We start from the raw sequence: 15,624 nt of genomic DNA, 5'->3' as shown, positions 1-15,624 counted from the left end.
GCTCTATATCCTTTCAACTATTTATTCTTCTGCTTTGCAACTTGCATACCGCCGATAATCAGCATAACAACCCCAATTAATGCCAAAATAATCCGAAATACTAATGGACTCAATGAAAACAAAGTTTCACCTTGCCAGTGCAAGCCGAACAACCTTTCATTCAGCCCCACAATCGCCATTATCGGCTTAAGAAACACACTTAGCGCTAATAATGCGATCCCCCAAATCATATTGCTGTTCATGGATTCAAAACCTCTTTTCCAAATTAGGATAAATGAAAATTAGTTCACAATAAAACGAGCAATCATGGACTTTCTATAATTCCATCTGATATAGTCAATGTTTGCTTGATAATATCCACAACAGGTCCATAATTCTCTGTAATAAAAAAGTGTCCACCATCTACCGTATGAAAAGTCGCTGCCCCACCTGCATAATAGCTCCACTCGGACATGTCATACCTATTAGCACTGTGGTCGTTGCGACCATTTATGATTGTAATATCACAAGCGATCTTATCTTTTTTCTCTTGGTGACAATATGTTTCTGATATCTTAAAATCAGCACGCAATATCGGTAAGAATAAATCAAGCAACTCTTTATTTTCGATTATTTCATGCGTATTGCCTCCATAACTCATAACCGCATGCAAAAATTGCTCATCTGGCAATCGATGAATTAAAGTTCGGTTATACCTATTTTGCGGTGCGTTACGTCCGCTAAAAAAAATATGCTGCGGTTTATGAACACCCTTCTCGATTAACTTGTAATACGTTTCAAACGTAAGTAATGAACCTAAACTATGCCCATATATCGCATAATCGTCGTTCGAAGCAACGTTGCTTGCTATCGTAGTAGTAATATCCTCAACAATAGTATCTATGTCATCCAGAAGTGGCTCAAATATTCTCTTGCCACGGCCCGGCAATTCAACAGGTAATAATTGGATATTATTCTCTAGCGATTTGCTCCATTTGCGATATACTTCGGCGGATCCCCCTGAAAAAGGAATGCAAAATAGTTTAATCTCATTGCCCATATGAATAACCCCTTCCATCCATTCAGAAACATACATTTATTTCAAATAGATCCTATTTTACTATGGATTCTATTATTTTCTCATCTAGATTTTTAATCGCCAACATCGAATTATTATCCTGAATGATGCCTGTATCTACAAAACCAAATGAAGCGTATAACGTTTTAGCTTTGACATTACTTGTTCGATAAAAGAGGGCTACATATTCTGCTTCCCCATATGGCCTATTTTCAATATCCATCAACATTTTTTCAAAGGCAAGTTTGCCATATCCTTTCCCCTGATAACTCTTTTCAATCATAATATGCCATATAAAATAGCTCTTCTTTCCGTAAAAAACTTCATTTTCAAATGATTCATGATCCAACGTATCATAAATATACATCAAAAATCCGACCGCAACTCCATCGGCATAAATGGCAAAGGGAGCCGCTGGTATCCCGTCTGCGTTCAACATATGAGCGTCTGCAAAGCTTCTGAGATTAGTAGTTTCGATAAAGTCTTTCTGGTTTTCTCCAACTTCAAGTGCTATTACTTCATCTATGTTATCTCCGGTTATTTTTCGTAATTCAATCATTTTTTTATCTCCTTTTAAAATAGATGAGACCCTCCCTATAAAAATAAAAGTGTCGAGAAAGTCCATCGGACCTTCTCGACACTCTGTAGTGATACCATTAAGTATCATTTATTTGTCATTTTTAATGACTTTTATCGCTTCATCAAAAGAGGATACATTGCCTTGTTCCACATTGTCTAACATGGACATAATATCGTCATCTGACAATTCATAATTCGGTACAATAATCGCCTTATCATCGGATTGTTCTTGACCGATACCTCGCTTCTTATCAATGAGCCCCGCTAATTCTTCTACGGAAGAGTGCGTAAAAATATCCGTAATATCAATCGTTCTAGGATATATCGCATTAATTTCCTTTAAGAGCTCCATCGCATGAATGGAATCCCCTCCGAGAGAATTAAAACTCTCATAGATATCAATCTCCCTTAAATCCAACACGATAGCATAGCGGAACGCCACTTCATTCTCTGTAGTCGTATAATTATCATTTTTACCTATAATTTGTATATCTTCTGGTGTAATCGTCTGTTTTGCTACTTGTTTTTTCTGTGTATTGTGACGACTTACATGACGATCAAGATTTTTCTTCAACCATGCCGATAATTTAAACGGAAGATGATTCTCCCCTATTTGTTGAAGAACGTCATAATTGATTTGCCCTGGTATTACATTGCTTAAATCGTACTTTATAATCTCATTTAGCGCCTGAATAGCTACTTCTGTCTCCAGTGAACGGAATAAGGTGACGGCATCAGCAACCTGATAATCTACCGCCATACCCACTTCGCTCCATCCTGGCCAATTCACAGTTTGCGCAGGTATACCTTTTTTCCGAAGGTACGGCGCATATGCATCGAGGAACGCGTTCGCTGCAGTATAATCACTTTGCCCCGGTCCCCCTAACAAAGACGTCATCGAAGAAAACAGGATAAAGAAATCAAGCTTCTCTCCTCTCGTCAGAGCGTCCAATACTACCGTACCATTAATCTTTGGTCTTATGACATCATGAAATGCATTCATATTTTTGATAAACAGGAATCCATCTCCTGCCATACCAGCGCAGTGGACAATGCCATGAATAGGGCCATATTCGGCTCTTAGCTCTGATAGAATGCTGTCCATTTGTGCCATATCACTAACATCCGCATAGCGAAGCAAAATGGTACATCCTAAGTTTTCAAGATATAAGATCGATTCAATCAGGGTTTTAAGTTTACGATCCCCATTCGACAGTATGGTCTGCCACGTTGACCGGTCAGGCAATGCTTTACGAGCTAGAAGACAAATGGTTCGCGCTCCCTTATTTCCTAAATCTATTGCCACTTGCAACCCTAATCCACCGGTTCCTCCTGTAATTAAATAGACGCCTGTTTGCTTAATTTCCAGCTCCGTTATCGATTCTTGTTTCGGTTCGATCACAGTAAGTGCTTCCGTGAATCGTTGATTGTTTCGATATGCGATGCGGAAGGTTGGATTCTCCGTCAACACCTCATCTAGTACAGTCTCCATATCTGTTGCTTCATCTATGTCGATACAACGATAGCGAAGACCCGGATACTCTGTCACCGTCGACTTGGTTACTGCCAGAAAAGCTGCGTGTGCAGGCTTGATATAAGCTTCTTCCCCTGTTACTTCATGGGCATAGTCAGTCAACAATACAAAATCGACAGCATCACTGATCGTTTTAAGTAACGCTCTGGTCAAATAAACCACACTATAGAGACCTTGATGTAATTCTTCTCCATATTGCTCCGCCAATACATCCGTTCGTGCAAAGTCAACAGTGCTGAAGTGATATACGGAACGAAGATTGTTCACACCAATCGCAGCAAGCAGTTTGTCATAATCTTCCTCATTTTTACCAACCGTAAACTGGGTTTCATCCATTTGGCTAAATTCTTTGCCAACTGAGACAAAAAACAATCGACTGTCTTGAGGCTGGATTCGTTTTGCAAGTGCACGAGCATAATGTTCGCCCTGGTCACAAAAAACTAATATATCACCTTGCACATTCTGAGTTTTTTGTATCGTTGCCGGTTGCAACATCCAGTTTATTCCGTAATAGGCGTTCTTATTAAACTCATTCATTTTGCTAATTTGCCTAAGCGTGACTTCTTCCGCCTCTGCAATAACATTGCCGGATATATCTACGAGTGAAACACGGAACGTAAACACTTCCGTGTTATTATCTTTCGTCAAAATAGTAATCTTACTATAAAAATGACGCGGAACTCGGCGATAAAATTTTAAGTTTTTATACGAGAAAGGCAATAGTTTACGCCCACCCGTATAGAGTTGGATCACAGGTATATTAATTGCATTGTCAACCAATGCCGGATGGAAAGAAAAATGGTCTAAATCAGACAAATACTTGTCTGGAATTTGTATCTCGGTAATAATTTCATCCCGATCACCATTTGCTCTGGTGAAGAAATTCATGATGGAATCCCAACGCTCACCAAAATAATTTTCATTCTCCCAACTAGTATTAATTAGCACTTTTTCTTCTAAGCCTTGTTTAATACTAAACTTTTTCAAAGCGGGATCTGATTCTATTTCTGAAAATGGTAACTGCTTAGACGGCGCATCATCATGCATACAAACCGTGCCTTTAGAATGTTCTATCCACACGTCCCCAGTCGATTCCTCACGTCTAGAGACAACCGAAAAATCTGCATTAACGTCGTTTTGGGTAATAACAATATGGATATCCATATCCCCCTCATAAGATAGCAATGGGGCCATAAAAACGAGATCCTGAATCACAATATTTGCATTGTTAAAACAATGCTGGCATGCTTCTTTAATCATTTCAAGATATGCCGTTCCGACCAGCAGATGGGTGCCCATAAGCTTATGGTCGGTAATAACCCATTCTTTTGCTAGTTCGGGATTAATGAGATACACACTTTGCTTCATCGAATCAACCATACAGTGATGAACAAGCGGATGTAATTTCGTACTATCCGGTTTCCTAAGAATAGATTGTGCCGCTGTAACCGGTTCAGCCCAATAATGCGTTCTATCAAATGGATATGTTGGTAAAGAAACGCGCTTATAGGCGCCATTTTGATACAACTGTTTCCAATCAACTGTGGCTCCTTTCACATAAAGCTCACAAAGCTGGGAAAGTTGTGAACTATTTTCACCTAAATCGCTCCCTGTTAATACAAGGTTTTGCGCTTCTTGTGTTATGCGATTTAGCTCACTAGTTGAAATATCGCCTTCATTTATACTTTGCCGCTTATCCGATACGACATGATTTTTTCCATAGTGAATTCCATGATTGACCATATTTTTCAAATCATTTTTGTTCAGAATAGTAAGTTTTTCTCTTAAGTCTTTGAGAGTATTGAAGACAATAGCGATTCGATATGTATAATGCCCCCGGCCCGTGTTCGCCGTATAGCATAGGTTACCCATCGGTATATCTTGTTCGTTCTCAAGAAATTGTTCATAGTTATGAATTAGGCTTTTTAAAGCGGTCTCAGTTTTTGCCGATAGAGAAAGTACATGATTTGAAGTCGGGTCTGGTAACCGATCAGAATCCTTATATTCTTCCACGATAAGGTGGCAATTGGTTCCACTAAAACCAAATGCACTTATTCCTGCTCGCAGCGGCATTTCCCCGCTATCCCAGTCCATGCATTTGTCGACTACATATAATGGTGAATTGATAAAATTAATGTATGGATTCGTCTCCTCAAAATGAAGACTCGGTGGTAACATCCGATGTTTCATAGATAGAAGAACTTTTAATAGATTTGCTGGGCCGGCAGCACCGACCGAATGTCCAATGTTTGTTTTCACAGAACCAATTCCACAGAATTGCTTTTTATCCGTGAATTTTGAAAAAGCATTAGATAAGCCAGTAACTTCAATCGGGTCACCGAGCAACGTTCCAGTACCATGTGTCTCAACGTAACTGATAGATTCAGGTGAAACGTTAGCTCTTTTCCACGCATTAATGATGACTTCCTCCTGAGCAAGGGGATTCGGAGCAGTGATACCGTTTGAAGCCCCATCATTGTTTACTGAGCTCCCCTTTATCACACCATAAATGTGGTCGCCATCTTTTATCGCTTTCTTTAGTGGCTTCAATAAGAAAACAACTACACCCTCAGAGAACACTGTACCACTACTCTTCTTATCGAAGGTGCGGATGAGATAATCTGTGGATTGGACGGAGTCCATAATATTCATATCCTCATCTGATGTTTCCTTGTTAGCACTATCTTGCATATTTAGACCAGCGATGCCGAGGTTAATCCCACCGGCTAGTGCCATATCACACTCTTGATTGCGAAGCGCACTACACGCTTCATGTATGGCGACAAGTCCGGAAGAGCAGGCAGTATCAACGATGAAAGCTGGCCCTTTTAAGTTAAACGTATAGCTAATACGACTTGCTAAGATACCACTCCAAAATCCACTTAGTTTCATCTGATCATCTTCGGTCAGGTATTTATAGTGGATAGAGTTTGTTTGATCTTTTCCTACAAATACACCCATGTTCGAATTGGTTATCGCCGGAATGCTATAACCGGCATCTTCGATTGCTGTCACCGCAGCTTCCATGAATACCCTTTGCTCAGGTTCGATATAGCGCGCTTCCCGTGGAGGAATCCCGAAAAAGGCGGCATCAAATTTATCCCAATCCGTAATATAACCACCTTGAAACTGTTCAAGTTTGTCATAATTTTCTGGCGAAGGTGTATAGCCGATATACTCGCCAAAAGCAATATTCTTTAAGATCATCTCGTCAAAAACGAGTCTATCTTCAGGTTTCGGTACAAAGCACAACCTACCATTTACTAAATTATCCCAGTATTCCCCTGCATTTTTTGACATAGGCAACCTGTTTGCAACGCCAATGACCGCTATTTCGGTTAATTCGTCTTCTTCATTTTGTTGAAGTTTCGCTAACAAACTTACTGCTTCTGTTTGGGAAATATGCTTCTTGCTGAGTTGTTCTAAAATAAATTTCTTCACAGTATTCATAGCTAAATCCCTCCTTTTAATTGCGCTTATCCAGCAGCGCTAGCACCTGCTCCATATTCATATCACCTGCAACGAATTGGTCTAACATATCCTCTATGTCACTACCACTTTCTTCCTTGATCGTTATCTTGTCGCTCTTCGTTGTCTTTTTCTCTATATGTTGCGCGATTTCTACTACTGTAGAATACACAAACATATCCGTAATCACGATGATACCGGGGTAGAACTTATCCAGTTCTTTTTGAAGATATGCAGCAAGCAATGAATTGCCACCCGATTCAAAAAACTTAGCATGGATATCTACTTGATCTGTGCCGAGAGTTTGTGACCAAGCGTAGATTACATTTCTTTCAATGTCAGTAATATCGCTCATACTCTTCCCGATCACAACAATCTCTTTATCCTCGGGGTTAGTTCTCTTACTCCGATGACTCTGATCGTTACCTCTATGATTGCTACTATTCGCAAACAAACTGATGATAAGTTTGTCGTGTTCCATTTCTAATGCTTTATAATCAATATCTCCGATCAGTACCTGTGGCAGCTTTGTTTTTAAGGCATGCCAGAACGCGGCGGCTCCTTCTTCATCATCAAGGAATCGCACATACACCCCATCTTCGCGTATACCACTTGCTGCCGCCATCCCTGATTCACGCCACCCTGTCCAGTTGATGGTCAAACTTGGCAACCCTAATGCACGGCGGTAATATGAAAAACTATCCATAAACGCATTCGCAGCGACATAATCGCTTTGTCCTGCTGAACCAAATATGGAGGAGTAAGAAGAACACATCACAAAAAAGCTTAATGGATCCTCGCGTGTCAGTTCATGCAATATCCAGGTTCCGGCAATTTTCGGGCTTAAGACCGATTCATACGTTTGCCATGTCTTATTCATAATGAACCCATCTCCAGCAATACCCGCAGCATGTATCACCCCACGGATCGCTCCATGTGCTTCTCGTAATTGCTGTATTACATCATCCATTTGTTCATAGTCAGCAATATCGACCTGCACAATATCCAATGAATGCTCTTGAGACCAAAGGCTTTGCACCTGCTCCAGTTTCTTGCGCAGAACTGGATCAGTAGAATCCGATAGATGCGAAAACGTATCTCTTGAATAAGTTCTATTAAGTAATACAATATGTATAGTTGGATTAAGGTGGAATAAGTATTGGGCCATGGCTAACCCCATGCCGCCTAACCCACCTGTGATGATATAAACCCCGTTATCAATTAACGTCATTTGTTCACCATCAAGAGTTGTTCCCTGTGTGACATTGTTAAGTTGTTGCATATACTTCACATTTTTTCGATAGGACACAGCATGCAACGATTCATTACTAAGCATGTCTTCGATAAGAACGTCTGCCGACGTATCGTTATCAATATCTATTACGCGTGTCTTTATGTTCGCATACTCTCTGCCAATCGAATTGACCATACCACTCAATCCGTAGCTCAATGGTTGAATCCATTCTTCCTCACCAGTTACTTTCGTTGCATTTGAGGTGAACATAACCAAGTTTATGGAATGACGAACATCTTGGTTAAGTAATTCCTTTATCAAATTAAATGTGCTTTTGAAGAGCAACTCCATCTCAGTTACAAGCTGTGAGGCTGTTTGCACCTCTTCATACATAAGCGAAGCAATATGAACAATATATTTAATATTCTCCTTCGCCAATGAAGATAGAATGGTATCAAAATCACATGCCTCTCCTAACTCTACAGCTATCATCCGCTTTCCAAAGTACTGTCGCATCTGCAACATCAAAGACGAATTGAGTTGCTCTCGACGATACATGATGAGTATGCAATCGTCTTCCTTCACAACATTCACCACTTTATCAAAGGGGTCAGGGCAAGCAATCCAGTGTGTCGTTCTATACTGATGTTGGGATGACTTCATAAAGTTCTCCTCATCATGGATTTTTTTAATAACATAATTGTTCAGCTCCCCAATGATACGACCATCCTCGTCCAGTAGCGTGACGTCAAAAGCCGCAAACTCCTCCGTTACACGATCTTGCTCTTTTAGTTTAATATAGCTATACATTCTAGCCGGAAGAGGTTGATAGAAGCGTGCTTGTTCACAGGAGAACGGTAAAAAGACATCATTAATAATCAAATTTCCAGAATTAATGGCCGGATCAAGTAAAGACGGAAACAGTATATATTGATCCAATTCTGTTAGTAAGGCCTTATCAACTGAGAAATAAAGTAAAAGTTCTGTATCATTTTTATAAAGGGCCGATAGATTGTTCCACTTATTCCCCTTAATTTCTACAATTGTTTTAGGTGCCAATGATGTATGCCTATCCATTACCTCAGAACGAGCTATAATGGAAGGGATGTCAATTGACATATTTTTAGGGGCTGCATGTTTTCTTCCGCGCACAGACACTTCTAAATGATGGATCCATTCACTTTCCTGATCGTTTTTACTAAAGCAATTTACTGTAATGACACCATGCTCTTCTTTTATGATGGTATGAATCGTACGAGTTTCATCCCTGCCACAAGCAAAAGGAACACAATATAATAGATTCTCAATATCAAATTGAGCATGTTTTAAATAGCGAGTACTAACGAATACGGCCATTTCAAAAAAAACAGTGCCAGGTAAAACATGAACACCATTTATCATATGACATTTTAATTCCCAACATTGTTCAACATTCATCTTTGTCATATATACATGCATACGATGGGTATCTAACACACATGTATGAACTAATGGATGTAGATTCTCTTTGCGAGATTCAAATAATGGTTTTTCTTGTCTCGACGGTAACGAAATCCAATATCTTTTGTGATCGAACGGATAAGTAGGAATGCTCAACTTACGTCGTTCTTCTCTGCCATATAATTGTTCCCAGTCAATAGTCGCACCTTGGACATATAGTGCCATTAATGCATTTAATAAGCCCTTATATTGCTCTTCGTCCGACTCATGAATAATTTGCTGCGTGATTTCAGCAGCTTTTTGCGACAGTAATTGCACCGTATTGCGATGAATATATCCATCCGTAATATCGGAATCCGTTATTTTATGCTGGCCATAGACATATCGGTTATCGGTAACATTTTGTGTGAAACTAATCGCAAAAAGATCATCCGGAGAATGAAGAATCATCGCAAAACGACATTCAAAATGAACTCTCCCGACATTCGCGGTATAGCATAAATCATCAAGATTGCAGTTTGGCATTTGCTTTAAGTATTGCTTATACTGCTCAATGTAACGGCGAACAGTCTGCTCATCTTTGGCTGAAACGGTAAATATTCGAGACTGTTCTGGACTGTATGTTACACTTTCTACTTGTGGGGCTTCTTCTAAGATGACATGGCAGTTTGTTCCGCTCATGCCGAAGGAGCTAATGCCACATCGTCTTGGATAATGCGACGACTCCCAATAACGTAACTTATCATTAACATAAACAGGTGATGATGAAAAATTTATCTTTTGGTTAGGTGCTGTGAAGTGAAGCGTTGGAGGTAATTGCTTATGCTTCAGCATTAATACTGCTTTAAGTAGCCCTACCGCTCCTGCTGCACTATCAAGGTGACCCACGTTACTTTTTACAGATCCGATTGCACAAAATTGTTTCTTGTCCGTCACTCGGCTGAACGCACGTTCTATTCCGTTAATTTCCACAGGATCGCCAAGTTTTGTTGCTGTACCATGCGCTTCAATATATGATATCGTCTCAGGATTGATGCGAGCGTCTTTCCATGCCCCTCTTATGACAGATTCTTGAGCCTCAGCATTTGGTGCAGTTATGCCAACCGAAGCTCCATCTTGGTTGACACTTCCTCCTTTAATAACCGCATAAATATGATCGCGGTCGCGGACTGCATCGCGTAACGACTTCAGGATAAAACATACAACACCTTCTCCTGTACCTGTACCGTCTGCATCATAGTTAAACGTCTTCGTTCTCGAAGAAGAAGATTCAATTCCCATCTTGTTCTCAATTACTTCAGGTGCGGGTATCATTCTGAAGCGAACAGAACCCGCAATCGCCATTGTAATGCTACCATTTTTAATTTGCTCACAAGCCGTATGCACAGCTACCAAAGAGGATGAGCAAGTCGTATCAATATTAATTGCCGGCCCTTTTAGATTTAATATGTAGCTGATTCTACTTGCGATAATGGCATCCACATTTCCAGAAACTGAAATTCCGTACGTATGCGCATCATTCTCTTTCAGCAACGAACGGTAGGCATCAGGCGGACTTGTATAGCCTACAAACACACCTGTCGGACTTCCTTTTAAACAACCGCCACCATAGCCGGCATCCTCAAGCGCTGTCCAAGCCGACTCCAAAAACATACGCTGCGCTGGATCCATAAACTCAGCTTCCCGAGGTGAGATATTAAATACACTTGGATCGAATAAATCGATTCGGTCCATATAAGCAGATTGTCCTAAACCTTCAGGTATTTCCTTCTGGTGCATGTATTGATATGATCGAACCGCATCCTCATACCGTTGTTGCGGAAAATCAGTGACCAAATCCATCCCATTACGGATATAATCCCAAAACTCTTGAACATTGTTGGCTTTTCCAACCTGTGCATGTAAACCAATGATCGCTATATCCTGGACAGAAGGTTCATGACAATCGGAATCGGATGGCGAATACGGTATTTGCTTGATCATATTCAAATCCACTGGATAGCCCCCTTCTTTTGTTAAATTGCATTGTAATCAAAATGCTCGAACATGGTTTCTGTATTGGAATCTCTGAATAACTCTTTTAATCTTGCGATCTGTTCTTCCCGGCTTGTTTGCTTCGTTTCGAACATCATTAGTAGCATCGTAATAGCCTGTTGCATCTCATCTTCAGTAGCAGCTCTTCCTTCCTTCTCAATCTCGCTCTGAAGTGCATTTAACTTGTTATAAGGTTCAATAACCCCTCGTTGATATTGTTCACTATCCCAATTATGATTACGGGTAGCCGCAAAAATACCTAAACTTCTGGACAAAAACGGAATAGCCGTATCCTGAATCTGTTTTTCAAGTTTTTCGATATCATCAATATGGTCATACGCAAATATAGGCGTGTCACCGAAAATGTTATTCATCAATTTTTTAAGTACGTGTCCCGGACCTACTTCCACACCGTACTTGATCATATATTTTTTAGCATAGAGCATGCAGTCTACCCAGCGAACAGGTGTGTAAATTTGCGCTGTAAGATTAGGGATGATATCCTCACTGCTAAGGTAAGGCTTAGCTGTTACGTTAGAAAGTACAGGTATTGTAAAATGATTAAATTGGTATTTATGAAGTTCTTCTTCAAAGAGCGTTGCGACCGGTTGCATAATGCTACAATGAAAAGGAGCACTTACATTGAGATAAACCGATTTTATCCCCTCTTCATTCAGTACATTTACAACTTGCTCAACAGATTTACGATGTCCAGAAATAACGGTTTGCGTGCGTGAATTATAATTTGAGATACTTACGACTTCGTTTAATTGAGTAACCGAACGACAAATATGCTCAAGTTTCTCCACATCACGCATCAAGACGGACACCATGCAACCTGCTTCCGGTGCAATCGCTTCTTGCATCAACTCTCCCCGTTTGCGCACAATTTTAACAGCATCGGCAAAATCAATGGCACCTGCGCAAGTGAGTGCAGTAATCTCACCTAAACTATGTCCAGCCATTAAGTCGGGTTTAATCATATGCCTATCCATCAATACACGAAACATGGCTACACTTGTAGTTAGAATCGCAGGCTGGGCATTATGTGTTAATGTTAAATTCGCTTGGTCACCTTCAAAACACAACTTCTTTAGATCAAGTGACAACGCATCACTTGCTTCAGCGAATACATCTGAAGCGATTTTAGAATTTTCACACAGTGCTTTTCCCATGCCAACATACTGTGAACCTTGCCCTGGAAAATAGAATGCTTTTCTCATCATAATAATTGATTAGACCGTTCAACAACGACCTAATCTCCCCCCCCTATCCAACATTTCGATTGTGTAAAACTGTAACCTGGAACATCAATCAATCTAGATTGTTCGTCATGAAACAACCTATTAAAATCAATGGTATAACCGTTCACATAGTACTCCGCTATTTCACGCATATCATACCTGTCAAAAGAAGATAGCATGCCTTGCTCGACATCACGATTTTCCGCAACGCTCTTTCTTCTTTTCTCATCATAATAAATATCACCACTGGATCTGTTATCGACGATCCATTGGCTTAACGTCTCATAGAGGTCATCAAATGTACGGTATACAACCGCTAGGCGATACGGACTATAATGCTGGCGACGCGCTAGAACCGTATAGGAAAAATCAAGCACGTTAGCCGACTCCGTATCCTTATATTGCTTTACAAATTCCGCAAATTTGCTGATTGTCTGTTGCAAGGAAACAAGCGTGTGCCCCGAAATACAAAATAAATAAGAATCTTTAATCCATGGCTGGGAGTTCCGTTCTTCAGGGATATACTCTTCATAAATGGTAAGTGCATTCCCTCCGCCATATCCGTAAGAAAACGATGCGGCGATACGTTTTTTCCCTTCTTCAACTTCCCAGTCCTTCAATTTGTCATTTACATAAAATGGAGAATTTATAAAATCCAAATAGGAGGAAGGGGTATCAAATTTATAGACAGGCGGTATCTGCTTATGCTTTAAGGCAAGCGCACAACACACCGCATTACTCAAACCTAGCATTGCTTCTGAATAACCTAGATTCGCACTCGATATGCCCAGTGCACAATATTGTTTTTTCTGTGTAGAAGCTTGAAAGCCACTAATCAATCCTTTAACTTCTAACGCTTGTTCAATACTTTCACAATACCCTTCACCGTCAACATACGTAATATCTTCCGCTCGTACATTCGCATCGTTAAGCGCTCCCTGTACGACTTGTGAAATCATTTCCGAACTTGTATTCAGAAAGCTAATGGCGGCCCCACTGTTATTTGTATGTATCCCCCGGATAATCCCATGTATCCGGTCTTGATCCGCCACAGCCTTATCAAGCGGCTTTAAAAACAAGGCGATTGATCCTTCTCCTAAATAGTTACCTCCAGGATCATCATCATAGCCTTTACTCGCAATATCCGGCGCATGATGAAAAACTTCATTCAATGCTATTCTGTTATCAAGCAAATGGGAAATATTCATTCCCCCGACAAGTGCTGACGTAATTTTACCCGTTTCAAGCAAATTGCAAGCTTCATAAAGCGCTAATGCAGCAGTAACACAGCTATTCTCAATCACCGTTGAAGGACCTCGCAAATCAAATTGATGTGAAAGGCGAGTAGCAAGAAAGCTCGTCCAATTCAACATATACGAATTCATGTTGATATCACCGATATGCTTCAGATAATTAACTAATTGGTTAGCAGTAAAATTAGCGGCGATATACACACCTGTAATCTCATTTTTACGGTCTGTGTTAAGATAACCTGCATCTTCAAGTGCCCGGTAAGCAGCTTGAAGCATGATTTTATGGCTAGGTTCCATTAATGATGCATCTTTATGCGGTATACCAAACAATTCGTAATCAAACCGATCGATATCTGATAAGATGGCACCATAATGATAATTACGCTCATCTGTATCTAATCCACCCAATAATTGCGCGGCACGTGTTATTCTATCCTTTGGACATGCCTGTATTAACGTGCGCTTGTTCGATATTACATCCCAGATGTCATTATAATTATCCGACAAAGGAGATTTCCAACCCATCCCAACTATAGCAACTGGTGTCTTTTGCGAATTCAGTCCCTTTAATAATTGACTCGCCTCTGCTTTATCTATTCTTCCTTCTTTGAACATGGAGATAACGAGGTCCATTGCCTTCGTCTTTTTAGTTGTTATCATATCGTTCGCTCCTTCCTTAAGACATATCACTAAACGATGTGCCTTTTGTTAGTAACGCGGCCTTATTCAATTCAATGAACATATCAACATCTTCAACGAGAGTTTCTTCCTGAAGATCCGATAGTCTTAGGTTTATCTCATTTGCATCAGTCTTTTTTCCATGCATAATTTGCATAAAATAGCGGCTTGCATCTGCCATATGTGAGTCGGAAGGTTGTTCATTGGAAGACGAGTACTTATCATAGATGTCTTTCAACTGATTGTATGGCGTAACGACATTTTGAACATAATCCGTATCGTCAAAATTATGGTTTGGTACACTGACTGCAACTCCTAACATCCTTGACAACAAATACGTCTTATTAAATAACTTTCTTTTCTTAAACAGTTCTGTAGAATAATAAGGGTCGCCTTCATAATCCATGGTAAAAACACGTGCTGCAGGCTCAACATCTAAAACCTGAGAACGCAACATGTTGGAAGGACCTATTTCAATGTAGCGATAAATACCTTGGTCCATCATATATCGAATCGTATCTTTCCATCGGGTCTGGGTATAAGGTTGTAACATTACCTTCACAACATCTTCACTGCCTGTATATATTTTTCCATCTACAGCAGTAACAACGTTTTTAACATGCTTTTTTAAGGGCAGTTTTGCAATAAGTTCCTGTAACCGAAACGATATTTCTTCCTTATTTGATGCATCGTTTTGGGACAGAGTAATTTGACTATGCTCTACAATAAAATGAAGTGCATCTGAAAAATCGATTGCCCCTGAACAAACTAATGCCGACAATTCTCCTATATCGCGACCTGCATAATAAGCCGGCTTCATATTAAATACGTCTTGAAATACAGTAAAAAACGCAATGCTCGTTGTCAAAATAGCTGCCGGCACAAATGTTTGATCATTGAATTCCTTAATATCACCGTACATCATTCGTTCCCGCAATTGATAACCTAGACACTCGTCAGCCATATCATAAACCCTCTTTGCTGATGCATAGTTATCATACATGGATTTTCCCATTTTTAAATATTGTGATCCTATACCTGGCAGTAAGATCGCTATGTTGTGCATAAATGCTCCCTCCTTGGATGTTAAGACAGGTCGTAAT

The 15,624-nt window shown here is 40.1% G+C and carries 8 protein-coding genes; all 8 read right to left on the bottom strand.

Annotated features, from left to right (window positions below; all coding sequences use genetic code 11):
• Positions 1-17: 17 nt before the first annotated feature.
• The gene (locus KIK04_RS21715) at positions 18-242 is read right to left on the bottom strand and encodes a hypothetical protein (RefSeq protein ID WP_232275735.1); all 225 of its coding nucleotides are present in this window, start codon (positions 240-242) and stop codon (positions 18-20) included.
• A gap of 62 nt (positions 243-304) precedes the next feature.
• Complete coding sequence (locus KIK04_RS21710; protein ID WP_232275734.1) at positions 305-1,039, bottom strand: thioesterase II family protein; 735 nt, start codon at positions 1,037-1,039, stop codon at positions 305-307.
• A gap of 52 nt (positions 1,040-1,091) precedes the next feature.
• The gene (locus KIK04_RS21705; protein WP_232275732.1) at positions 1,092-1,616 is read right to left on the bottom strand and encodes a GNAT family N-acetyltransferase; all 525 of its coding nucleotides are present in this window, start codon (positions 1,614-1,616) and stop codon (positions 1,092-1,094) included.
• Between the two features lie 108 nt (positions 1,617-1,724).
• Positions 1,725-6,620, bottom strand: a complete 4,896-nt coding sequence (locus KIK04_RS21700; RefSeq protein WP_232275731.1) for a type I polyketide synthase — start codon at positions 6,618-6,620, stop codon at positions 1,725-1,727.
• A gap of 16 nt (positions 6,621-6,636) precedes the next feature.
• A complete protein-coding gene (locus tag KIK04_RS21695; RefSeq protein ID WP_232275729.1) occupies positions 6,637-11,307 on the bottom strand; it encodes an SDR family NAD(P)-dependent oxidoreductase in 4,671 nt (1,556 codons plus the stop codon).
• A gap of 20 nt (positions 11,308-11,327) precedes the next feature.
• A complete protein-coding gene (fabD, locus tag KIK04_RS21690; RefSeq protein ID WP_232275727.1) occupies positions 11,328-12,572 on the bottom strand; it encodes an ACP S-malonyltransferase in 1,245 nt (414 codons plus the stop codon).
• 29 nt (positions 12,573-12,601) lie between these two features.
• The gene (locus tag KIK04_RS21685; protein ID WP_232275725.1) at positions 12,602-14,503 is read right to left on the bottom strand and encodes a polyketide synthase; all 1,902 of its coding nucleotides are present in this window, start codon (positions 14,501-14,503) and stop codon (positions 12,602-12,604) included.
• 16 nt (positions 14,504-14,519) lie between these two features.
• Complete coding sequence (locus tag KIK04_RS21680) at positions 14,520-15,587, bottom strand: ACP S-malonyltransferase (protein WP_232275724.1); 1,068 nt, start codon at positions 15,585-15,587, stop codon at positions 14,520-14,522.
• Positions 15,588-15,624 lie beyond the last annotated feature (37 nt).

This window comes from Paenibacillus sp. 481 (assembly GCF_021223605.1).
Taxonomy (GTDB): domain Bacteria; phylum Bacillota; class Bacilli; order Paenibacillales; family Paenibacillaceae; genus Paenibacillus_B.
This window is presented reverse-complemented; position numbering and strand designations above follow the sequence as displayed.

What these genes read in the sequence shown, in the direction of transcription:
- KIK04_RS21680 (WP_232275724.1), bottom strand. Translation starts at nt 15,587, where the DNA reads ATGCACAACATAGCGATCTTACTGCCAGGTATAGGATCACAATATTTA.
- KIK04_RS21705 (WP_232275732.1), bottom strand. Translation starts at nt 1,616, where the DNA reads ATGATTGAATTACGAAAAATAACCGGAGATAACATAGATGAAGTAATA.
- fabD (WP_232275727.1), bottom strand. Translation starts at nt 12,572, where the DNA reads ATGATGAGAAAAGCATTCTATTTTCCAGGGCAAGGTTCACAGTATGTT.
- KIK04_RS21710 (WP_232275734.1), bottom strand. Translation starts at nt 1,039, where the DNA reads ATGGGCAATGAGATTAAACTATTTTGCATTCCTTTTTCAGGGGGATCC.
- KIK04_RS21715 (WP_232275735.1), bottom strand. Translation starts at nt 242, where the DNA reads ATGAACAGCAATATGATTTGGGGGATCGCATTATTAGCGCTAAGTGTG.
- KIK04_RS21700 (WP_232275731.1), bottom strand. Translation starts at nt 6,620, where the DNA reads ATGAATACTGTGAAGAAATTTATTTTAGAACAACTCAGCAAGAAGCAT.
- KIK04_RS21685 (WP_232275725.1), bottom strand. Translation starts at nt 14,503, where the DNA reads ATGATAACAACTAAAAAGACGAAGGCAATGGACCTCGTTATCTCCATG.